Source organism: Pedobacter westerhofensis (assembly GCF_900182595.1).
Classification (GTDB): domain Bacteria; phylum Bacteroidota; class Bacteroidia; order Sphingobacteriales; family Sphingobacteriaceae; genus Pedobacter; species Pedobacter westerhofensis.
On sequence record NZ_FXTN01000006.1, the window covers coordinates 307282 to 329698 of the forward strand.

The window sequence follows — 22417 nt, forward strand, 5'->3', positions numbered from 1 at the left end:
AAGCTTTCGAGAATGTCTCTCTTCACCTATAAACAGCGAAACACAATCAACCTGGTAATTATCATTGCCCTGGGATGTTTGATTGCGTATTCGCTGCAGGGGATTTTTGGTTCCATTTTAAGTACACTGGTATTGTTTACCATTATGCGGCCGGGGTTTATTTACCTGGTTGAAATCAAAAAGCTAAACAGAAGCTTTTCAGCGATTTTGCTCCTGCTTCTTTCTATTGTAGTGATCATTTTGCCATTTTATGCGCTGAGCAGTATGGTGATCCAAAAGATCAATGAGCTGCAGAGCGATCATTTATATTTCCAAAATATCCTGATCAAACTAAAAAGGCTCGTTCCCCTCGGAACAGATGCCCAGAATTTACTGCAGGAAGGCTTAAAGAAAAGCGGGACCTGGGCAACCGAACTGTTTCCCTCGCTCATATCCGGGGCATTCAATATCATCCTGGGACTATTGCTGATGTATTTTCTGCTATACTTTATGCTAGTACAGCATGAGCAGTTTGAAGCGGCCCTGGTTAAATATGCGCCCTTCAGAGCGCAGAATGCACAGCGTTTTGCCCTTGAGATGCGCAATACCACTTATGCCAATGTGCTGGGGCAGGGCTTTATTGCGCTGGTACAGGGCTCACTGGTGAGTCTTTCTTTTTATGTCCTTGGCTATTCTGATCCGGTGTTCTGGGGAGTAATTACTACTTTTATCTCATTTGTTCCCATCCTGGGGCCGCCGGTAATCTTTGTTCCTGCCGCAATACTTCAGATTGCTGACGGGCATAATGCTGCAGGATGGGCAATGCTTATCTTTGGCTTTGTTGTGATCATCAATATTGACAATGTCATCAGGTTTATGATCGCAAAGCGGGTAGGTAATATCCATCCGATCATCACTGTGATCGGTGTGGTTATCGGTATACCGCTGTTTGGGATACTTGGCCTTGTTTTCGGGCCGTTATTGCTGTCTTATTTTATTCTGCTGATCAAAATATATGAAACCAGCGCTATGGCCACCGAAAGATTGGAAAGAATCAAAACAATTTCCGAATCTGAGGAGTTATAACAATCATAAGGGATATAAGCACCATTGTCAGAATTACATTCCGTTTACGCTACAAAAATCATTATTAAACATAAAAATTAAAGTCATGAACGATAACTCAAAAGTATTAATTGGACTCTTAACTGGTTTAGCTGCAGGTGCGGCATTAGGATTATTGTTTGCTCCTGAAAAAGGAAGTGAAACACGTGACAGGCTGAGCCAGTCGCTTAAAGATCTTGGAGATACGATTAAAGACAGGGCAGCAGATGAGATCAATCACCTTGCCAGCCTGAAAGATAAAGTAGTAACTTCTGTGAAAAGCAAACTGCAGGACACCGAAGAAGAATTTGTTGACGACGTTGAGCACGCTTAACCGCGTCATATAACCAGTTGAACAAACCATAACAATACCTATAGATAAAAACCAATGGAAGAAAAGAAAGAAAAGGATTTTCAGGATATACTTGCAGAAGCCAAGACCTACCTGGATACCCGGGTAGAATATACAAGGCTTTTCCTTGTTAAAAGAGGCTCTAAGCTTTTTGCGGACATGATCACGACAGCTATTGTTGCTGTTTGTTTTACGCTTGCATTTATTCTGGGCAGTATTACGCTTGCATTATTCCTTTCTTCGATTTTTGGAAGTTATACTGCCGGTTTCGGGAGTGTGGCACTGATTTATCTGATCCTGGCGATTATTGTGTTCGTCACAAAAGATAATTTTATTGAAAAGGCGATAGTAAACTTTATCATCAGGAAGTATTTTAAAAAATTAGAGGAGGACGAAGACGATGAGCAGAAAGTATAATATTAATAACCTGCACGATCTGAATATCAGGTTAACCAGCCTCAGAGTTGATTATAAAATTCAGGAGACGATGCTGAAGAGCGACGCCACAACGTACGTGAAGCAATTTACGCCCGGGAACCTGATCAAAAAATATGCAACCCCCTCATCTTTTTTAAAGGTGGATGATAAGCTGAATATCAGCAGTAAACTGATGTCGCTGGTGTTGCCGGTACTGATGAACAGTACCTTCTTCCGCGGATCGGGCTTTATTACCAAAACACTTGTTGGCCTGGCCACTAGTAAATTTGGAAAAACACTTGACGCAGAACACCTGTCGGGAATATTTAATTCAGTAAAGGGGCTTTTTAAAAAAAAGTCTAAAGGGAAGTCGCCTGCATTTGCAGATTACGGAATCCCGCCGGACAGCGAAACTTATTAACTGAAAAAGGAGCCTTATGGCTCCTTTTTCAGTTAAATGAATTTTTAATATTATAAACTGCTTTTTATCTTCAGTTCTTTCAGTTGTTTCTCATCGATGGTCGAAGGACTGTCGATCATAACATCCCTGCCTGAATTGTTCTTAGGGAAGGCGATCACATCACGGATGCTGTCAAGTCCCGCAAAGATCGAACAAAGCCTGTCAAATCCAAAGGCGATACCTCCGTGCGGGGGAGCGCCGAACTCAAAGGCATCCATCAGGAAGCCAAACTGTTTCTGTGCCTCTTCTGCAGAGAAGCCAAGGTGCTTGAACATCAGCGCCTGCAGTGTCCTGTCATGGATACGGATAGATCCGCCGCCAATTTCAGTTCCATTCACCACCATATCATAGGCATTAGCCCTCACTTCTCCCGGATCAGTATCCAGTAATGCGATGTCTTCTGGTTTAGGAGAGGTAAAAGGGTGGTGCATGGCATGGTAACGCTCAGATTCTTCGTCCCATTCCAGTAATGGAAAATCCAGTACCCAGAGGGCACTGAAAACGTTTTTATCACGTAGCCCCAGTCTGCCTCCCATTTCTAAACGAAGCTCGCTGAGCTGCTTGCGCACCTTATCTTTTACACCTGCCATGATCAGCATTAAATCGCCCGGCTGTGTTTGCAGTGCCTCAGACCATTTTTTAAGATCTTCTTCGCTGTAAAACTTATCTACCGAAGATTTAACTGACCCATCTTCATTATGTCTTGCGTAAATCAGCCCCGTAGCGCCGATCTGCGGACGTTTAATAAAATCGGTCAGCTCATCCATCTGTTTGCGCGTGTAATGCGCACAGCCCTTTGCATTGATCCCGATTACGAGTTCTGCATTGTCAAATACCGGGAAGTTTTTTCCTTTAGTCTGTTCATTCAGTTCTACAAAACGCATATCAAAACGGGTATCCGGTTTATCAGAACCATACCAGCGCATGGCATCTGCATACTGCATTCTCGGAACTTCAGGCAGGTCAAAGTTTTTAACCTCTTTAAACAGCGTCCTGATCAGGCCCTCAAAAGTATTCAGGATATCTTCCTGTTCAATAAAGGACATCTCACAGTCGATCTGGGTAAATTCAGGCTGCCTGTCTGCACGCAGGTCTTCGTCCCTGAAACATTTCACGATCTGGAAGTACCTGTCAAAGCCAGATACCATCAGCAGCTGTTTAAAAGTCTGCGGAGATTGCGGCAAAGCATAAAACTCACCCGCATTCATACGGCTTGGTACCACAAAATCTCTTGCGCCTTCAGGTGTTGATTTAATTAAAACCGGAGTTTCAACTTCAATAAAGTCCAGTGCATCCAGATATCTCCTTACGGATTGTGCCATCCGGTGACGCAACACCATATTGTTTCTTACCGGGTTTCTTCTCAGGTCCAGATAGCGGTATTTCATACGCAGATCGTCGCCGCCATCAGTTTCATCATCTATCAGAAAAGGTGGTATTTTCGAAGCATTCAATATTTCGAGAGCCGTGATTTTAATTTCCACTTCTCCGGTTGGCATTTTCAGGTTTTTATTGGAACGTTCAACAACGAGTCCGCTGGCTTTAATTACAAATTCACGGCCCAGACTACGGGCAGCTTCGCACAGTTCACGGTTGTCATCCATATTAAATACCAATTGGGCGATGCCGTAGCGATCACGGATGTCAATAAAAGTCATTCCTCCCAAGTCTCTGGATTTCTGCACCCAACCGCACAGAATTACGTTTTCGCCTAAATTATCTATCGTCAGCGCTCCGCAAGTTGTTGTTCTTAACATTATTCAATCGGATTAAGCCGCAAAAATATTCATTTTGAGCCATATATTTCAACTGTTATTGATTTAGCATGGTATATTCAAAAGTTTTTTCCATCGGGTGCAACGTTTCTAAAAAGCCTGCGTCATTTATAGCGAATACGAAAACATTGGAAGCAGTATACATCGATAAGAATATTGATCTGGTTAATGGTTGCCGGAACGGGAACCGAAAAGCACAATTTGAATTATACAAGTTGTATGAGAAAGCTATGTACAGTGCTGCCCTCAGGATCGTGAACCATGAGGCTGAGGCCGAGGATGTTTTGCAGGAGGCCTTTCTGGATGCGTTTACACGGATAGGGGATTTCAGGGGCGACACCACATTCGGACTCTGGTTAAAACAGATCATTATCAACAAATCGATCAACTGCCTGAGAAAGAGAAGGGCCGAGTTTGTGAGCATAGACGGAATGGAGATCGCAGAGCAGAAAACGGACGACCATCAGGAGCTGGAATGGAAGGTAGAAGAAGTAAAGGCCGCTGTGAGGCGTTTGCCGGATGGTTACAGGGTGGTACTTACGCTTTATCTGTTTGAAGGGTATGACCATGAAGAGATTTCGCATATCCTTAAAATCTCTGAGGTGACTTCACGCTCACAGTTGATGCGTGCAAAAATGAAATTAAAAAATATGTTAGAAAAGACAGGAGGAAGAGATGAACACAGAAATTGAGGATTTTATTAAAGAGAACAAAAGGGAATTTGATACCGACCGTCCTTCGGCCGGTCTGTGGGACAAAATTGAAAAGGAACTTGACAAAAAAAAACCAAGAAAGAAATTTAATATCCAGCTGTGGATGAGCATTGCGGCTTCGGCGATTGTGCTGATGTCAATTACTTTTTTCTTTGCGCATCCGGGCAGGAAAAATAAGATGAGCATTGCCGATGTTAACCCGGCCTATGCAAACCGGCAGGTTAAATTTGCCAGTATGATCGAAGAGAAAAGGGATAGCTTACAGATTTTTGCTGAGATGAACCCCGAACTTTACCGGAAATTCAGTGCCGATCTACAAACCTTAAGCACGGCTTATGACGGCCTGAGGAAACAACTGCCGTCGAGCCCCAACCAGCAAATCATTGTAAAGGCCATGGTAAAGAACCTTGAAATGCAGCTGCAGTTGCTGAGCCAGCAATTGTCCATTATCAGCGAAGTAAGCGAGTTTAAAAAGGAAAATAAGATATGAACAGATTAATGATAGGGGGCGCATTGTTACTGACAGCTGCGTTTACGCAGGGATTTGCGCAGGAAACACCGCTGCCCGAAATAACAGCGCATTCAAATTATGCGGTAAATACAGGAACCAATACGAACATGAATGCTGATCATTGGCAGGATGGCCATACTACTGCCCGGGACAGGGATGATGACGCTGCGCGTACCAGGACAATCAGTAAGACCTTTCCTGCAGACAGGTCTGACAAAATTGTGCTCAGTAATATGTATGGTTCGATGACGATCAAAACATGGGACAGAAAAGAAGTGAAAATCGATATCACCATCAAAGCTTTCAGTAACAGCGAAAAGGAAGCCCAGAACCTGATCGATCAGGTTGATATTAATGCAGACAAAACCGGTGATATCATTTCCTGCAAAACAAAGATTGAGGACGGGCGCAGCCTCTGGACCAACGGGAACAGAAGAAGAGAGATCAAGGTGGGGTATGTGGTTTATCTTCCTGCTTCAAATTCGCTGAACTTGTCCCAGCAGTTTGGGAATGTGAATATGGGGGATTTCTCCGGTCCGCTAAATGCCAAAGTGCAGTACGGGGATTTCAATGCAGGCAGCCTTTCTGACCTGAATAACTATGTCTCTGTACAGTATGGAAAAACAAACATCCAGGAGCTGAACAAAGCAACAATCAAACAGCAGTATGGCTCTGGCTTAACCATTGGCAGCGTGGGGACACTCGATCTGAATGCCCAGTATGCCGCCGTTGACATCACTGCCATCAGGGGCGATGCCACCATCAAACAGCAGTATGGCTCGGGATTAAAGATAGGATCGGTCAACAATCTTGATCTTGATGTACAGTATGCTACTGTTAATGTGGGCACGGTTAAAGGAAATGCAATGGTCAAACAACAGTATAACGCCCTCACATTAGGTTCTGTTGGCAGGCTTAATCTCAGATCGCAATATACGGGAGTAACTATCGGAACATTAAAAGGAGACGGAAATTTAAAAATGAGCTACAATCATTTTACGGTGTCGGAAATTAACCCTGGTTGTAAAAGGTTGGTTGTTGATGCCGATTATGTGAATATAACGCTGGGTTTCACGGCTTCGTTCAATGGCGACTTTAGCCTGCAGAAAAGTTACGGCAACTTTAGATATGATAATAACACAAGGGTTACCAGCCAGGGCGATGATGATGACAACAGGCATTCTTCTACCAAACATTACACTGGTAAAATAGGGAACGGCGGAAGCTCTACTGTTCAGATTGACGCCAGTTATGGCAATGTTTCTTTTAAATAACGGAAGAAGAAAAGTATTTTTGGGGCCTTTAACAAATATTAAACCGCCGCGAATATGATCACTTTTTTCGAAGCCTCTCTGGCAGAGCTTTCTATCCACAGAATAGGCAATAAAGCACAGGATGAGTTCTATGTTTTATCTGAAGCTTCCATGCATATTCAGGACGAACTGCTGAAAAACCTGCTCATACAGTATTTCCTCAGTCCGTATGAGAAGGTAAATGAGATCTTCCGCTTTACGCATCCCAATAATGACCTGAACTTAAATGAGGTATATCACTTTATTGCACAAGTGTTTGAAGATGGCGCTAAATTTCACGAGAACAGTGTGCAGCTGGCAAAATATCTGTATGATATCTCCAGTCACCCCAAAATAAAGGCCGGAGAACTGTATGTGGCTTATTTCGAAAATGTACAGATTGAAGGTGAATTGCATGATGCCATCGGCATCTTTAAATCGGAAACCAAAGAAACGTACTTAAAGGTATATCCGGAGCAGGCAGGTTTTAAACTCAGTTATGAAGAAGAAGCCATCAATATCAATAAACTGGATAAAGGCTGTCTGATCTTTAATACCGAGAAAGAAGAAGGTTTTAAGGTTGCTGTGATCGACCAGACCAACCGCAGTGCAGAAGCCGTGTACTGGAAAGATGAGTTTCTGAAGCTGAAGGTTAGAAATGATAATTATAACCAGACCAGCAATGTGATGGGCGTTTACAAGAACTTCGTGACCGAAAAGCTGGATCAGGAATATGATATCAGCAAGGCCGATAAAATTGACCTGCTTAATAAGTCAATGAAGTATTTTAAGGAGAAGGAAAGCTTTGACCTGGATGAGTTCTCCAACGAGGTGATCGGTAATAAAGAAGGCATTGAGTCTTTTAAAAACTTCAAAAAAAGCTACGAAGAGGAATTCGATACCGCTATTGCCGATACTTTTGATATTTCGGGCGCTGCGGTTAAAAAACAGGCCAAGGTTTTCAAAAGCGTATTAAAGCTGGATAAAAACTTCCATATCTATATCCACGGGAATAAAGAACTCATCGAGAAAGGCTTTGATGATGATAAATCGATGAACTATTATAAGGTTTATTTTAAAGAAGAGGAATAGTTTAAAGAATATATTCCTTGTGGATTGGCTTAACAGGTTTGGGAATATTTTCTTCACCGATCATCTGCAGCAGGTTAATTTCGATGGTACGTGTAATTTGGTTCAGTGGGATGGCCGATGAGTTATTTTCAAAAGGATCAACAAGGCTCATTCCGTTGATTTGCGTAGATACATATACAAATCCTACCAGCCAGCCCAGAAAGATAGACCAGAGGCCTGCAAACTGACTGATCACCAGGGTTAATGAAACCACAAATAACCAGATGAATACCTTGGTGAAATAATTATAGGTAGTAGGGAATATCGTGTTTTTGATACGCTCAGACATGCCCATTTCATCGGTAAATTTTACCAGCAGCTGGTTCATCTCCATAAAACGGAACCCGTCTATCATCCCCTTTTCGCTCAGCAGCTGAAGGTCGTTCGACTGCAGGGTAAGGATTGCATTGGGAACATTGGTATGGCTGCTGATTTCCTGCATGTCATCTTCGCTCAGATAAGTGTGATAATTTTCATCCACAGCGCTTCTGAGGTTTGCTTTCAGGGCATAAAGGAATGCGATTTGCCGGAACACCAGGCTGCGTTTCAGCGCCTTGAATTCCGGATCTTCCATTTCGCCTGCGGAGAGGTACGTTACAATACATCTTGCCCATGACCTGGAATCATTGACCAGTGCGCCCCAGATTTTTCGGGCTTCCCACCACCTGTCGTACGACTGGTTATTGTTAAATCCAATAAAAAAGGCAATAGCAGTACCCAGAACGGTAGGGATAATGGAAGGCAATTCAAAATGATGTTTAATTAAAAACTCCCTGGCCAGGTATGCTCCTGTGCAGGAAATGATCATTATGATATCGATCTGCCATGTATTTCTGAGGATACGGCTAAGTCTGATGTTTTGGACAATAAGCATCTGGTTGGATTTCGTTGATGTAATTTACAATATTTATCCTACAAATAAATAGCTGATTTGTTTGTTTTTGCTTATTCCTGAACGTTTTAGCGGGCTAAAGCACCCTGATCAGCAAACCCTTTAAATATTCTCCCTCGGGAAATGAAATCCGTACCGGATGATCTTCGGGCTGATGAAACTGCCTGATGATCTGCACTTCTTTCCCTGCATCCAGGGCAGCCCAGGCGATAATCTGCTTGAATGTTTCTAGATCTACTGCTCCGGAACAGGAGTATGTGGCCATGATGCCTCCTGGATTGAGCAATAGCATACCTAAACGGTTAAGGTCTTTGTAGGCGCGTGCTGCCCGGTCTAATGCCGAGCGTGATGGTGCATATTTTGGCGGGTCCAGTATGATCACGTCAAACTTCCTTTCTTCGTCCTTAAAGGCGCGCAGTTGTTTGTTTACATCAGACTGAATACTGGTTTGCTGGTCTTCAGTAAAGCCGTTTAAACCAAGATTGTGCTGGAGTGTTTCTATGGCTAGCGCCGAACTGTCTACACTGGTTACATGTTTAGCACCGTTTTTTAAACTGTTTAAGGTAAAACCTCCGCTATAGCAGAAGCAATCGAGCACTTCCCTGTCTTTGGTATAGGCAGCAAGGATTTCCCTGTTATCACGCTGGTCGCAATAAAAGCCGGATTTTTGTCCTTCAGCAATGTTGATATGGTAACGCACACCATTTTCCCTTACTTCGATAAACTCCGGAGGCGTTTCTCCCCAGAGCAGTCCCTGCGAAAGCTCAAGTTTCTCATGGGTACGCGCTGTAGCATCACTTTTATCAAATATCCCCGCAGGATTTAGTTCTGTTCTTAAAATATCGATGATATCTGCTTTTACATTTTCTATCCCCGCACTCAGGATCTGTAATGACAGAAAGTTAGCATATTTATCTACGATCAGGCCGGGAAGATAATCAGCTTCGCTGAAGACCATTCTGCAGGTATTGGTGTCCTCGTTGTTCAGTACATGCGCCCTTGCAGCGATGGACTGCTTTAATTTACTGTGGTACCAGTCTTTGCCGATCGTCTTTTCCTCATCCCATTCCAGGAGCCGTACGGCTACCCGCGAGTCGCTGTTATAATAACCATAGGCCAGAAAAGATTTGTCTGCCGCAAGAACTTTTACAACTTCGCCATTCAGGGGAGAGCCCTTTACTTTATCTATCGCTCCCGAAAATATCCATGGGTGTTTTTGCAGTGCCGCTTTTTCCTTGCCCTTTTTTAGTATCACATCGATCATGCTGCAAAGGTAGTAAAAAGCAATAGGCTGGAAAGGGCATTTTATATGGCTAAGATTTGTAATTTTATGGCATTACCAATTCAATGCAATTTATATGGAAACAATCAGCTGGGACGATTTCGAAAAAGTGGAGCTCAGGGCCGGAACGATACTGGAAGTGCTGGATTTTCCGGAGGCCAGAAAGCCTGCCTATAAAGTTAAAGTGGATTTTGGCGAATACGGGATCAGAATGAGCAGCGCACAAATTACAGCGCTGTATACAAAAGAAGAGCTGGTAGGACAGCAGATTGTAGGCGTTACCAATTTCCCAAGGAAGCAGATCGGTAAGTTCATGTCTGAATTCCTGGTAACCGGTTTCGCTGATGAAAACGGAGATATTGTGCTCACAACGCTGAATGGCAAAGTTCCAAACGGCAGTAAAATGATTTAAATGACATACTATGATTTCTCTGATGTAAAGGATCAGGATAAAGAAGATGAACATTATATGCTGATGGCGCTGCATGAAGCACAGAAGGCCTTTGAAAGCGAAGAAATTCCGATCGGTGCAGTGATCGTTTGTAAAAACAGGATCGTAGGCCGCGGGCATAACCTGACCGAGCAACTGAACGATGTAACCGCCCATGCAGAAATGCAGGCATTTACAGCCGCAAGCCAGACCTTGGGAGGGAAATACCTGAAGGATTGTACGCTCTATGTAACTGTTGAGCCCTGCGTAATGTGTGCCGGTGCAGCATACTGGACACAAATCGGGCGCCTGGTGTATGGTGCAACAGAACCCAAAAGGGGCTTCAGTTCCAAAAGCAATAATCTGCTGCATCCCAAAACTTTGCTGAAGGGCGGTGTTCTTGCTGCAGACTGCGGCCGGCTGATGACACGCTTTTTTGAGACCAGGAGGGGTTAATTTGACAAACTATTGAACAAAACTACACCTCGAATGTTATCTTTGTTGAAGAATAAATTTTAAACTTAAAAACATAATAATATGGCTTTTGAATTACCTGCGTTACCTTACGCAACAGATGCACTAGAACCGCATATCGATAAAACAACCATGGAAATTCACCATGATAAACATCACCAGGCTTATGTTACCAACCTAAACAAAGCTTTGGAAGGTAAACCTGAAGCAACTCACAGTATTGAGGATATCGTTAAAAATATTTCTAAATTTCCTGCAGCAGTGAGAAATAATGGCGGTGGCCATTACAATCACTCTCTGTTCTGGGAAGTTTTAGGTCATGGTAAAGGTGGTGAGCCTACAGGTGAACTGGCTGAGGCAATCAAAGCTGCCTTTGGTTCTTTTGCTGATTTCAAAACTAAATTCGCTGAAGCAGGTACTACCCGTTTTGGATCCGGATGGGCATGGTTAAGTGTTGGTGCTGACCATAAATTAGTAGTTTCTTCTACTCCTAACCAGGATAATCCATTAATGGATGTTGCTGAAGTTAAAGGCACGCCTATTCTGGGTATGGATGTTTGGGAACATGCTTATTACTTAAAATATCAAAACAAACGTCCTGATTATATTGCAGCATTCTGGAATGTTGTGAACTGGGACGCTGTTGCTGAGCGCTTCAAAAAAGCAAACGGATAATATTGAAATAGGGTGATACGATCGTATCACCCTATTTTTATCTATATACCTACCACGTCTTTCTTTTTCTTCTGCTTCATCGCCTTTGGTATTACTGCAAGGATTTCTTCCTTAAAGGCATTCAGCATTCTCTTTTTAATATAGTTTTTGTGTGTTGCCAGGCTGATTTCGCGTACCGGCTCGGGAGATTTAAAGGAGCGGACTTTGCTCAGCTGCTTTGGTGTAAGATCTACCAGTGCCAGTTCAGGCAGCAACGTAGCCCCGTTATTCATGTCTACCATGCGGATCAGTGTTTCTACGCTTCCGGTGTTATAGGTAAGGCCCTGCAGGCGGTTGTCTTTGGTAGAGCGGCAGATGTTGAGCACCTGCGAGCGCATGCAGTGCCCTTCATTTAGAAGCCAGATATTTTCATCTTCGAGGTCATTGGCATCAATATTCTTTTTCTTGAAAAGCTTGCTGTTTTTGCTGATATAGGTCACAAAGGTTTCATAATAAAGAGGGATCTCTGTAATGGCATTATCGGCCAGCGGCGTAGCCAGAATGCCGCAATCCAGCACACCGGTTTTAAGATGGTGGATGATATCTTCGGTAGTATATTCCCAGATCAGCAATTTGAGATCGGGGTATTTCTCCATCATCGCCGCAATCACCTGCGGTAAAAGGTAGGGGGCAACGGTGGGAATGATGCCTACTTTAAGTTCGCCAACGATATCCTGCTGCTGGCTGCTGATCAGTTCCTTGATCTTATGGCTTTCCTGAAGAATGAGTCGTGCCTGCTCTATAATTTGTGAACCGATTTCGGTAGGGATTACCGGCTGCTTGCTTCTGTCAAATATTTTAACATTCAACATCTCTTCAAGCTTTTGGATCTGCATGCTTAAGGTAGGCTGTGTAACGAAACATTTGTCGGCCGCCCCAACAAAGCTTCTGTAGGTATCTACAGCTACAATGTATTCCAGTTGTACTAAAGTCATATAGCTAAAGTTTATTCTCTTTTACAAAGATATAAACTTTAGCTATCGATAACTGTGTTTTTTAAACGTATTTTGCCAGGAAATCGTGGTATGCCAGTTGTATGCCTTCTTCCAGATCTATCTGATGTTTCCATCCCAGGCCATGCAGTTTGGATACATCCATAAGCTTACGCGGTGTTCCATCGGGCTTGGTGCTGTCAAATTTAAGGTCGCCTTCAAAACCGACTACCTTTTTAATCAGCAGGGCAAGATCTTTAATGGTAAGATCTACACCTGTACCAATATTGATGAGGTTGGGCTCATTGTAACTTTCCATCAGGAAGTAGCAGGCATCTGCCAGGTCATCTGCGAATAAGAACTCGCGCATAGGTGATCCTGATCCCCATACCACCACTTCTGGTGATGAATTTATTTTTGCCTCATGGAACTTGCGGATCAGTGCGGGAAGCACGTGAGAGTTCTGAGGGTGATAATTATCATTATAACCGTAGAGGTTAGTAGGCATTACAGAGATAAAATTAGAATCATACTGGGCGCGGTATGCATCGCACATTTTAATTCCGGCTATTTTAGCAATGGCGTAAGGTTCATTGGTCTCTTCAAGCAAACCTGTTAAAAGGTAATCTTCCTTTAAGGGCTGCGGCGCTAATTTTGGATAAATACAGCTTGAACCCAGGAACATTAATTTTTTAACATCAGTTTTGTAAGCCTGGTGGATGACATTGTTCTGAATGGCCAGGTTCTCATACAGGAAATCTGCCCTGTAGGTATTGTTGGCAACTATGCCCCCAACTTTTGCTGCAGCTAAGAAAACATACTCAGGTTTCTCCAGCTCAAAAAAGTCCGTTACCGCCTGCTGGTCCCGCAAATCCAGTTCTGCTGAAGTCCTGGTAATGATGTTTGAATAACCCTCTTTAACTAATTTGCGGTGTATGGCTGATCCGACCATGCCGCGGTGTCCTGCGATGTAAATTTTTGCGCTCTTTTCCAAGGTGTTTTTTTTAAAGGTGTCTACAGATTATGTCGTAAATATAATTATTTTTATCTGTTACATTATACAGTCTTCAACGTTTTTGAGGGCGAAACCTGTATAGCCAAAAGAATATTAAATCGTAGTTTTGCATAAAAAACAACAGTGGGTAAAGATAAGTTAAGGAAGTTTGCCGAAATAGATACCTTTCATAATGTGTATCAGATGGAAGAAGGGAAAGATTTGCAGGGCAAATGGGCATTACAACATTTTAAAAATGACAATCCGATCGTTTTAGAGCTGGCTTGCGGTAAAGGGGAATATGCCGTTAACATGGCAAAATTCTTCCCTGAAAAAAACTTTATAGGAATAGATTTAAAAGGTAACCGCATCTGGAGAGGTGCCAGAACGGGAGTAGACGAAAACATCAGCAACCTTGCTTTTCTCCGGATCCAGATTGAAGATATCGTAGAATATTTTGGAAAAGACGAGGTGGACGAAATATGGATCACTTTTCCTGACCCTCAGCCCCAGGACAGCAGGGAGAAAAAGCGTTTAACCTTCCCCGGCTTTTTGAACAAGTATAAACACTTTTTAAAACCTGGCGGTAAAATCAACCTGAAAACTGATAACGACGGACTGTATGCCTATACTGCCGATGTGGTAGCACAGGAAAAGCTGATCTGTCATAAAAGCACAGGAGAACTGTATCAGTCGGAGTTTTATGATGATGTGCTGAAAATTAAAACACACTACGAACGGATTTATTTAAAACAAGATAAGAATATCAATTATATACAATTCTCTTTTGAATAATGGAACAATCGTTTTATGAGCAGGTTCATGAGCTGGTAAGGCTCATTCCGGCAGGAAGGGTAACATCCTATGTGGCCATTGCCAGAAGCCTTGGTGCCGCCAAATCTTCGCGGATGGTAGGATATGCGATGAACAATGCGCATGGCACCCATCCTCCTGTTCCGGCACACCGCGTGGTGAATGCCAAAGGCCTGCTCACCGGCCGTTTCCATTTTTCCCCGCCCGAACTGATGCAGCAGCTGCTGGAAAACGAAGGCGTGGAAGTAGAGCATGATCAGGTTAAAAACTTTAAAAAATATTTCTGGGACCCTGCCCTGGAGCTGTAATCATGGAGGAAGAACTGAAAAGATGCAGCTGGTGCGGCAGCGACCCGCTGTATATTAAATATCATGATGAAGAATGGGGCAAGCCTGTTCGCGATGACCGTATTTTATTTGAGTTCCTGATCCTTGAGGGGGCACAGGCAGGATTAAGCTGGATCACTATTTTGCGCCGGCGCGAAGGATACAGAAAAGCCTTTGCCGGTTTTGATGTACACAAAGTAGCTGCATTTGATGCCGGGGATGTGGAGCGGCTGATGAATGATCCGGGAATTATCAGAAATAAGCTCAAGGTGAATGCGGCAATTGGGAATGCAGGACTGTTTATAGGGATACAAAAGGAATTTGGTTCATTTGCAGATTATCTGTGGGGATTTATGCCGGGGAAAGAACCCCTCAACAATAAGGTCAAAACGATGGCAGATGTGCCTGCGCGTACAGAGATATCTGATGCCATCAGCAAGGATATGAAGAAGCGGGGATTTAAGTTCTTTGGAACAACCATCTGTTATGCACATATGCAGGCTACCGGGATGGTGAATGATCATATTGAAGGCTGCATAGCAAAATAGGGATGATAAGTATTTTCCTCATGTTTCTCTGGTATATCAAATGGCCCTGGATGCATGCTGTTCCGGGCAGGCTAAGAAATCCTTTGTTAGTTTTATTAAGGCTGACGGCGATCTGCCTGCTTGCGGGGGCTGCAGCAGGATATTTTTCCCAGATGCTTGTACATTTTAAACTGATACCTGATCCCGGCCCAACGGTTTTAGACCCAAATGCGGTGTCAAAATTCCAGTTTTTTATGGGTGCTGTACTGATAGCGCCAATACTGGAAGAACTGATTTTCAGGGCGCAGCTGAAACGCTTTTCGGGGATGCTCCTGTTTATATCCTTTATCTGCGGGGCGCTGCTCAGTGCAATATTAAAAACATACTGGGCATTTCTTGTGAGCCCTGTTATTTTTGGCATCCTGTTTATGGTCTACCGCTTTACCATTGCCGGCAGCGTAACCAGGAAGTTTGTATTCTGGAAGCGCGTATATCCCTGGCATTTTCATCTTACAGCTATCTGTTTTGCATTGCTGCATCTGGCAAACTTTCAAAAAGGCCTTGACCTGCTGCCTTTTGGCCTGCTGTATACTTTGCCACAGCTGGCGATCGGACTTGTACTGGGTTTTACCCGGATATTCTATGGTTTAAGATATTCTATAGCGCTTCATGCACTTTACAATTTATTCTTTGTCACCGCACTTTTCATACAACAGTAAAGCGCTTACTGATTAGTTTTCATAAATTGCAGCGGTTAACTTTGAACGGCAATAATAAAAATATAAAACTGATGAAAAAACTTTTCCTGCTTGACGGTATGGCGCTGATTTACAGGGCGCATTTTGCATTGAGTAAGACACCGCGGTTTACTTCTACCGGGATCAACACTTCGGCAGTAATGGGCTTTGCCAATACTTTAATGGAAGTCCTGAGAAAAGAAAGGCCAAGTCATATCGCCGTAGTTTTTGATACGGACGCACCTACAGAAAGACATACAGATTTTGTTGCCTATAAAGCACACCGGCAAGCCATGCCGGAAGACCTGGCCTCGGCACTGCCCTATATTTTTAAACTTATAGAGGGCTTTAATATCCCGGTGATCACTAAAGATGGTTTTGAGGCGGATGATATCATTGGTACCCTGGCCAAAGAAGCAGAAAAAGAAGGTTTTACCGTTTTTTGCATGACGCCTGATAAAGATTTTGCACAGCTGGTATCTGACAATATTTTCATCTACAAACCCGCCCGGATGGGCAATGAGATGGAAATCATTGGCGTGCCCCAGGTTTTGGCAAAATGGGAAATAGAGAATGTATTACAGGTAATCGATATACTGGGCCTGTGGGGCGATGCGGTAGATAATATACCGGGCATCCCCGGAATTGGCGAGAAAACCGCAAAACTGCTGATCAAACAGTATGGTTCGATGGAGAATATTATTGCCAATTCCCACGAACTAAAAGGGAAACAGCGCGAAAATGTAGAGGCTTTTGCAGAACAGGGGCTGATCTCAAAAAAACTGGCTACCATTATACTGGATGTTCCGGTAGAATTTGATGAGGCTTCGTTGCTGCTTGAAGAACCAAGCAGGGACTTGCTGGAGCCGCTGTTTGCAGAACTGGAGTTCAGGACCCTGGGCCGCAGGGTATTTGGTGACGGCTTTAATATCGGTGACGCGAAAGCCGCTGTCTCACAGCAGACAGATCTTTTTGGGAATTCAGTTGATGAACCACAGTCTAAAGCCAAAATGTTCGACCAGCTCCCTAATTTATTTGAGCAGCCGCCTGTGGGCCGTACCATCGCAGATACCAATCCTGATTATCAGCTGATCGATACGCCTGAAAAACGGAAGGAGCTAATCAGTTTACTACTCCAGCAGGCTGATATCTCGTTTGACACGGAAACCACCGGCACGGATGCCAACATTGCTGAACTTGTAGGTTTATCGTTTTGTATCGACGTGGGAAAAGGCTGGTATATTCCTGTTCCCGCAGATCAGCAGGAGGCCCAGGCCATAGTTGACGAATTCAGGCCGGTATTGGAAAATGAAAATATTGCCAAGACAGGACAAAATATCAAATATGATATCCTGGTACTGAAATGGTATAATGTAGATATTAAAGGCAGGCTGTTTGATACGATGCTGGCCCACTATCTGATTGACCCGGATACACGTCATAATATGGATGTGCTTTCAGAAAATTACCTGGGTTACACACCTATCTCTATTACCTCGCTGATTGGGCCTAAAGGTAAAAACCAGGGCACCATGCGGGATGTGCCGGTTGAGACCGTAGTAAATTACGCCGCGGAAGACGCTGACGTTACGCTGCAGCTGGCCAATGTGTTTAAGCCTATTCTAAAAGAGCTGAATGCAGAAGAGCTGCTGACAAATATTGAAAATCCGCTGGTATACGTACTGGCAGATATGGAAAAGGAAGGTGTAAGAATAGATATGGATACCCTGATCAGTTATTCTGCTGAACTGGAAATCGATATCCGCCGTTTTGAACAGAGTGTTTATGATAAAGCCGGTGTAGTATTTAACCTGGCTTCGCCAAAGCAGCTGGGAGAAGTGCTGTTTGATAAATTACAGCTTGATCCAAAAGCAAAGAAAACAAAAACCGGACAGTACCAGACCGGTGAAGATGTGTTGTCTGCCCTGGCCCATAAAAGCGATATCGTAAAAGATATCCTGGATTTCCGCCAGTTGCAAAAGCTCAAATCTACCTATGTTGATGCCCTGCCGCTGCTGGTTAATCCAAAAACGGGCCGTGTACACACCAGTTATAACCAGGCCGTAGCCGCAACCGGCAGGCTGAGTTCCAACAACCCCAATCTGCAGAACATTCCAATCCGCACAGAACGCGGCAGGGAAGTGCGCAAAGCTTTTATCCCAAGAGATGAGAACCATGTGCTCCTTTCGGCGGATTACTCGCAGATAGAACTGCGCATTATTGCCGATATCAGCAAGGAAGAGAACATGCTGTTCGCTTTCAACAATGGAATCGACATCCACACTGCTACAGCGGCAAAGGTATATGGCGTGACCATTGAGGAAGTGACTTCAACCCAGCGAAGAAATGCAAAAGCAGTAAACTTTGGAATTATCTACGGACAGTCTGCTTTCGGTTTATCGCAGAACCTGGGCATCCCGAGGAAAGAAGCTGCCGAGATGATTGAACAATACTTTGCGCAGTATCCAGGTATCAAAAGATACATGACGGATACCATGAACTTTGCCCGTGAATATGGTTTTGTGGAAACGATTATGGGAAGAAGAAGATACCTGAGGGATATCAATTCGGCTAACCAGACGGTTCGTGGTTTTGCGGAGCGAAATGCAATCAACGCACCTATCCAGGGCTCTGCTGCGGATATGATCAAAATTGCGATGATCAATATTCATCAGGATATCAAAGACCAGCAGTTACAGTCTAAAATGACGATGCAGGTACATGATGAACTTGTGTTCGACGTATTGAAATCCGAAGTGGATGCCATGAAGGCCATCATCAGCCACCGGATGAAAACAGCCATCAAAACAACCGTTCCAATAGAAATCGAGATCGGGGAGGGCAGTACCTGGCTGGAGGCACATTAAAACTTGGGTTTGGAATAATATTGCTGTGGTAGCCTTATTGCGCCAGATATAAAAGGAGCTAATGTCTGAGGAATTTTAAAAGCCACCATGCTACAGGATAAGCTTAAAAAAAATTGATACCCTTTTTCGATGCCTAGCGTTTGTTTGCATAGCAAATTAATGCAGCATCGAAAAAGGGTATCATTTTTTTCAGCGAAGCCAGATCATCTTCAAATATTGTAAAGAGATGAAAAATATTGTACAGCGACGAACACCGATAAAGTTACACTAATTCGATTGTCTCGCCAATACCTGGTAACATCAACTGCTTGTTCTCTCTTGCAAACTTCGCCACTGCTACTTCCAGATCAATAGTGATCTCAGGCATAGTATTGTAATGAACGCCAATAATACGGTCACAGTTCACAAATTTTGCAGCGATCAGCGCATCATCCGGATCCATCGTGTAATTACCTCCAACCGGCAGGATCGCGTAATCCAGGGCATAAAGCTCGGCCAGCAGTTTCATGTCCATATTGAGGGAAGTATCACCCGCATAATAAACAGATTTTCCTTCCAGTTCCACTACAAAACCAGCAGGATTACCACCGTAACTGCCGTCGGGCATTGAGCTGGAGTGTGTAGCCCAGACCATGCGTACCTTACCAAAATCAAATTGATACGTACCGTAATTCATGGCATGAATATTTGTGAGGCCCTGGCTTCCTGCCCATTGTGCCACTTCTGCCATTGCAATGATCTTTGCGCCGGTTTGTTTGCCCAATTGTACAAGATCACCGGTGTGGTCACCATGCCCATGGCTCACAAAGATGTAATCCGCTTCAATTGCTGAGACGTCAACGGCGGAGGCCAGTGGGTTATGCGTAATAAAAGGATCAAAAAGAAACTTCTTTCCTGCTGCTTCCAGAAGGAAAGTAGAATGTCCGTAATACGTGAATTTCATATTTTTTAATATTTAACTAATTTCCAAACATACCGCCCAAACCACCCAGCATATCCTGAGTAGCGGCCTGCATTTCCCTTGCACTCACATCCTCTGCCTGTTGAAGCACCTTATTGATCGCCGTAAGCAGCAGTTCTTCAACTTCTTCTTTATCTGCATCTTTAAAGAAATCCTCGTTGATTTCTATTGCCGTAATTGCTTTATTGGCAGTGGCAGTAACCTTGATTGCACCGCCCTCAACTTCTGCAAAAACAGAAACTGTATCCAGGCGTTTTTTTATTTCTTCAGCTTTTTGCTGAGCAGCCATTAATTTATCGAACATAATAATCTGGGTTTAAATTAAAAACGAAAGTAAGGGATTTTGGTTTAAAGATTTATCCTTTTTTTCGTGGTTTGGCCCTTTCGTATTGCTCAGGCCATTCTGGTTCTTCATCAAGTTCATACGCGGCATGCAGGGGAAAATAAGGATCTCTCAGTAGTTCTCTGGCCATAATAATCAGATCGGCTTTGCCTTCCTGAAGGATCTCCTCCGCCTGTTTTGCCTCCGTGATCAGGCCTACTGCGCCGGTTAAAGCACCTGTTTCCTTTTTAATGGCTTCGGCAAAAGGTACCTGATAGCCGGGAGAGAGCGGGATCTGCTGATAAGAGACGTTACCGCCGGAGGATACATCAATAAGATCTACACCTTTATCCTTCAGTATGGCCGAAAGTTTTACAGATTCTTCGGGAGCCCAGCCCCCTTCCGCCCAGTCCGTAGCGGATATACGTACAAACAGCGGGTTCTTAGGAGGCCATACTTCCTGGGTAGCGGCAACTATTTCAAGTGTAAAACGTATCCTGTTTTCAAAACTGCCGCCATATTCGTCGGTACGCTGGTTGCTCAGCGGAGAAAGGAACTGGTGCAGTAGGTAACCGTGAGCTGCATGTAGCTCCAATACCTCATATCCGGCTTCGATACATCTTTTGGCGGCCGACCTGAAATCAGCCTTTATTTTTTCAATCCCTTCAATGCTTAGTTCTTCAGGAGCAACATTTCCATCGGTATGAGGAATGGCACTGGGCGCTACTGTTTTCCATCCGCCATCCGCTTCTGTGATTTGTTTACTGCCATTCCAGGGCGTATCAAAGCTGGCTTTTCTTCCGGCATGAGCAAGTTGTACACCCGGCACTGCGCCGTTTTCCTTGATGAAAGCGGTGATGCGTTTTAAGAATGAAATATGTTCGTCAGACCAGATCCCAAGGTCATAAGGTGAAATCCTGCCTTCCGGAGATACAGAGGTGGCTTCCTGGATGATCAGGGCCGCACCGCCTACAGCGCGGCTGCCTAAATGGACTAGATGCCAGTCGTTCGCAAACCCATCCTTCGCAGAATATTGGCACATGGGAGAGACTACGATCCTGTTTTTTAGATGGACATTTTTGATGTTAAAGGGCGATACAAGGATAGACATAAGAATTGATTTTTTGTACAAATTAAATGATAGTAACACAAAATATTTCTATATGTGTTTTGACAGATAACATATGACAGAAATCAGATACACAGATCAGGCATTGTTTTTGTGAAACGATGATAGGTGGTATTAAAAGCAGAGGTCATCTGGCGCCTGGTAAATGGTTTTACCAATAGGACGGCCGATAAAAAATAACATAGATTTAATATTATTTTGCTGCTGTTTTTTAAATTAAGCCTATTTTTGTATGTGCATCAGGGGATGATGCGGGAGTTGATTCAATGTAAAAAAATTGAAAACGTATTGCACAACTCAATATTTATTTAAACCTTTACACCTTCAGTAATTTAAAGCGGGATTTATACAGAAAATGATAAAGCAAGCCACACATAAACTTTCCATTGTAACAGCAAAAAATATTGCTGCGAGGAGTTTATATATTGAGCGTTTGCAGCCTGTCATTTATGTAACAACCAGCCGGCAAAATTATACACCCCGTATTTGAGTTATATCTTTACTCTATCCCAGAGGTTTGTCCTCTCCATTCAAAACCAATTAATCAGAATATTTATTTTTTTTCGTTAACTATTAATGAATATAAACGATTTTATAGTGCAGGTTGCACTTCCTGAACATCGTGTTTTTGCAGAAGAAATCTGTGAAGAAATGGCCGAATCTGCAAAAGCAAGAGGGACAGGTATCGCTAAACGTTCCCCGGACTACGTAGCTGGAAAGATGTCTGAAGGGAAATCTGTGATTGCTTTTCATAAAGATGGCTCATGGGCCGGGTTCTGTTATATTGAAACCTGGAGCCACGGACAGTTTGTGGCCAATTCTGGTTTGGTAGTTAGTCCTAAATTCAGGAAAGTGGGACTGGCACATACGATCAAAGAAAAAATATTTGAGTTGTCGAGACAAAAGTACCCTAAAGCCAAAATATTTGGTTTAACTACGGGGCTTGCGGTAATGAAAATCAACTCCGACCTTGGTTACGAGCCTGTAACCTATTCTGAATTAACCCAGGATGAAGAATTTTGGAAAGGCTGCCAGAGCTGTGTGAATTTTGAGATCCTGAAAAGCAAGGACCGCAAAAATTGTATGTGTACAGCAATGCTGTATGACCCTGCGACGCAAAAACACGATGTGGCCAAGAAATTTGCAGAAGAGCTGCAGCGCAAGCCAAAATTGTATGAACGCTTTATGCGCATCAAACAAAGACTTGTGCTCAAGCCAAAATCTGATGATAAAGGCGGGCTAAAGTCTATCCTGCAACTGTCATCGCTCTTTTTTAAATAATA

General features: G+C 43.5%; 25 protein-coding genes. 17 read left to right on the forward strand and 8 right to left on the reverse strand.

All coding sequences use genetic code 11. The features are described from left to right. The first annotated feature begins 12 nt into the window (after window positions 1-12). From FN831_RS13830 to FN831_RS13845, 4 genes are all read left to right on the forward strand, one after another. Complete coding sequence (locus FN831_RS13830) at window positions 13-1065, forward strand: AI-2E family transporter (RefSeq protein WP_142528765.1); 1053 nt, start codon at window positions 13-15, stop codon at window positions 1063-1065. A gap of 85 nt (window positions 1066-1150) precedes the next feature. Then, entirely contained in the window at window positions 1151-1417 is a 267-nt protein-coding gene (locus tag FN831_RS13835; RefSeq protein ID WP_142528766.1) for a YtxH domain-containing protein, read from the forward strand. 54 nt (window positions 1418-1471) lie between these two features. Next, window positions 1472-1852 carry a phage holin family protein gene (locus FN831_RS13840; protein ID WP_142528767.1) on the forward strand — a complete coding sequence of 127 codons (381 nt, stop codon included), beginning with the start codon at window positions 1472-1474 and terminating at the stop codon, window positions 1850-1852. Further along, a complete protein-coding gene (locus FN831_RS13845; RefSeq protein ID WP_142528768.1) occupies window positions 1836-2273 on the forward strand; it encodes a hypothetical protein in 438 nt (145 codons plus the stop codon). The genes FN831_RS13840 and FN831_RS13845 overlap by 17 nt, the downstream gene beginning before the upstream one ends. Window positions 2274-2323: 50 nt before the next feature. Here FN831_RS13845 and aspS read toward each other — a convergent pair whose 3' ends face one another. Next, a complete protein-coding gene (gene aspS / locus FN831_RS13850) occupies window positions 2324-4069 on the reverse strand; it encodes an aspartate--tRNA ligase (RefSeq protein WP_142528769.1) in 1746 nt (581 codons plus the stop codon). Window positions 4070-4215: 146 nt separating this feature from the next. Here aspS and FN831_RS13855 point away from each other — a divergent pair, with 146 nt between their 5' ends. From FN831_RS13855 to FN831_RS13870, 4 genes are read left to right on the forward strand one after another with little or no spacing between them, the layout of a single operon-like run. Further along, entirely contained in the window at window positions 4216-4779 is a 564-nt protein-coding gene (locus FN831_RS13855; protein ID WP_246101515.1) for an RNA polymerase sigma factor, read from the forward strand. Further along, on the forward strand, window positions 4763-5290 hold the full coding sequence (locus FN831_RS13860) for a hypothetical protein (RefSeq protein ID WP_142528771.1): 528 nt from the start codon (window positions 4763-4765) through the stop codon (window positions 5288-5290). The genes FN831_RS13855 and FN831_RS13860 overlap by 17 nt, the downstream gene beginning before the upstream one ends. Then, window positions 5287-6585: a hypothetical protein gene (locus FN831_RS13865; RefSeq protein WP_142528772.1), complete on the forward strand. Its 1299-nt coding sequence runs from the start codon at window positions 5287-5289 to the stop codon at window positions 6583-6585. Before FN831_RS13860 ends, FN831_RS13865 begins: the two co-directional genes overlap by 4 nt. A gap of 54 nt (window positions 6586-6639) precedes the next feature. After that, window positions 6640-7695: a nucleoid-associated protein gene (locus FN831_RS13870; protein WP_142528773.1), complete on the forward strand. Its 1056-nt coding sequence runs from the start codon at window positions 6640-6642 to the stop codon at window positions 7693-7695. A gap of 1 nt (window position 7696) precedes the next feature. On the opposite strand, the gene FN831_RS13875 is transcribed toward FN831_RS13870, so the two are convergent. Together FN831_RS13875 and FN831_RS13880 are read right to left on the reverse strand one after the other, a co-directional pair. After that, window positions 7697-8608, reverse strand: a complete 912-nt coding sequence (locus FN831_RS13875; protein WP_142528774.1) for a bestrophin family protein — start codon at window positions 8606-8608, stop codon at window positions 7697-7699. Between the two features lie 94 nt (window positions 8609-8702). Beyond that, window positions 8703-9890, reverse strand: a complete 1188-nt coding sequence (locus FN831_RS13880) for a class I SAM-dependent rRNA methyltransferase (RefSeq protein WP_142528775.1) — start codon at window positions 9888-9890, stop codon at window positions 8703-8705. 94 nt (window positions 9891-9984) lie between these two features. Here FN831_RS13880 and FN831_RS13885 point away from each other — a divergent pair, with 94 nt between their 5' ends. The 3 genes from FN831_RS13885 (at window position 9985) to FN831_RS13895 (ending at window position 11487) form a co-directional block, all read left to right on the forward strand. Beyond that, on the forward strand, window positions 9985-10320 hold the full coding sequence (locus FN831_RS13885; protein WP_142528776.1) for a tRNA-binding protein: 336 nt from the start codon (window positions 9985-9987) through the stop codon (window positions 10318-10320). Next, window positions 10321-10794, forward strand: coding sequence for a nucleoside deaminase (locus tag FN831_RS13890; protein WP_142528777.1), 474 nt, complete (start codon window positions 10321-10323; stop codon window positions 10792-10794). It begins immediately after the preceding gene. Between the two features lie 81 nt (window positions 10795-10875). Next, window positions 10876-11487, forward strand: a complete 612-nt coding sequence (locus tag FN831_RS13895) for a superoxide dismutase (RefSeq protein WP_142528778.1) — start codon at window positions 10876-10878, stop codon at window positions 11485-11487. Window positions 11488-11528: 41 nt separating this feature from the next. Here the strand turns inward: FN831_RS13895 and FN831_RS13900 are convergent, their stop codons facing one another. Together FN831_RS13900 and fcl are read right to left on the reverse strand one after the other, a co-directional pair. After that, on the reverse strand, window positions 11529-12461 hold the full coding sequence (locus tag FN831_RS13900; protein ID WP_142528779.1) for a hydrogen peroxide-inducible genes activator: 933 nt from the start codon (window positions 12459-12461) through the stop codon (window positions 11529-11531). 61 nt (window positions 12462-12522) lie between these two features. Continuing rightward, window positions 12523-13452, reverse strand: a complete 930-nt coding sequence (fcl, locus tag FN831_RS13905) for a GDP-L-fucose synthase (protein ID WP_142528780.1) — start codon at window positions 13450-13452, stop codon at window positions 12523-12525. 144 nt (window positions 13453-13596) lie between these two features. Here fcl and trmB point away from each other — a divergent pair, with 144 nt between their 5' ends. From trmB to polA, 5 genes are all read left to right on the forward strand, one after another. Next, on the forward strand, window positions 13597-14247 hold the full coding sequence (gene trmB, locus FN831_RS13910) for a tRNA (guanosine(46)-N7)-methyltransferase TrmB (protein WP_142528781.1): 651 nt from the start codon (window positions 13597-13599) through the stop codon (window positions 14245-14247). Next, window positions 14247-14573, forward strand: a complete 327-nt coding sequence (locus FN831_RS13915; protein ID WP_142528782.1) for an MGMT family protein — start codon at window positions 14247-14249, stop codon at window positions 14571-14573. Before trmB ends, FN831_RS13915 begins: the two co-directional genes overlap by 1 nt. Before the next feature lie 2 nt (window positions 14574-14575). Beyond that, window positions 14576-15139, forward strand: coding sequence for a DNA-3-methyladenine glycosylase I (locus FN831_RS13920; protein ID WP_142528783.1), 564 nt, complete (start codon window positions 14576-14578; stop codon window positions 15137-15139). Window positions 15140-15141: 2 nt separating this feature from the next. Beyond that, window positions 15142-15837, forward strand: a complete 696-nt coding sequence (locus tag FN831_RS13925; protein ID WP_142528784.1) for a CPBP family glutamic-type intramembrane protease — start codon at window positions 15142-15144, stop codon at window positions 15835-15837. A gap of 71 nt (window positions 15838-15908) precedes the next feature. Next, window positions 15909-18722, forward strand: a complete 2814-nt coding sequence (gene polA, locus FN831_RS13930) for a DNA polymerase I (RefSeq protein WP_142528785.1) — start codon at window positions 15909-15911, stop codon at window positions 18720-18722. A gap of 262 nt (window positions 18723-18984) precedes the next feature. On the opposite strand, the gene FN831_RS13935 is transcribed toward polA, so the two are convergent. Genes FN831_RS13935 through FN831_RS13945 form a run of 3 tightly spaced genes read right to left on the reverse strand, consistent with a single transcriptional unit; the run spans window position 18985 to window position 21116 of the window. Continuing rightward, entirely contained in the window at window positions 18985-19665 is a 681-nt protein-coding gene (locus FN831_RS13935; protein ID WP_142528786.1) for a metal-dependent hydrolase, read from the reverse strand. A 16-nt stretch (window positions 19666-19681) separates the two neighbouring features. Continuing rightward, window positions 19682-19987 carry a YbaB/EbfC family nucleoid-associated protein gene (locus FN831_RS13940; RefSeq protein ID WP_142528787.1) on the reverse strand — a complete coding sequence of 102 codons (306 nt, stop codon included), beginning with the start codon at window positions 19985-19987 and terminating at the stop codon, window positions 19682-19684. 52 nt (window positions 19988-20039) lie between these two features. Continuing rightward, window positions 20040-21116 (reverse strand): NADH:flavin oxidoreductase/NADH oxidase, encoded by a 1077-nt coding sequence (locus tag FN831_RS13945; protein ID WP_142528788.1) that lies wholly within the window; start codon window positions 21114-21116, stop codon window positions 20040-20042. Between the two features lie 594 nt (window positions 21117-21710). Here FN831_RS13945 and FN831_RS13950 point away from each other — a divergent pair. Then, on the forward strand, window positions 21711-22415 hold the full coding sequence (locus FN831_RS13950) for a GNAT family N-acetyltransferase (protein WP_142528789.1): 705 nt from the start codon (window positions 21711-21713) through the stop codon (window positions 22413-22415). Window positions 22416-22417: the final 2 nt, after the last annotated feature.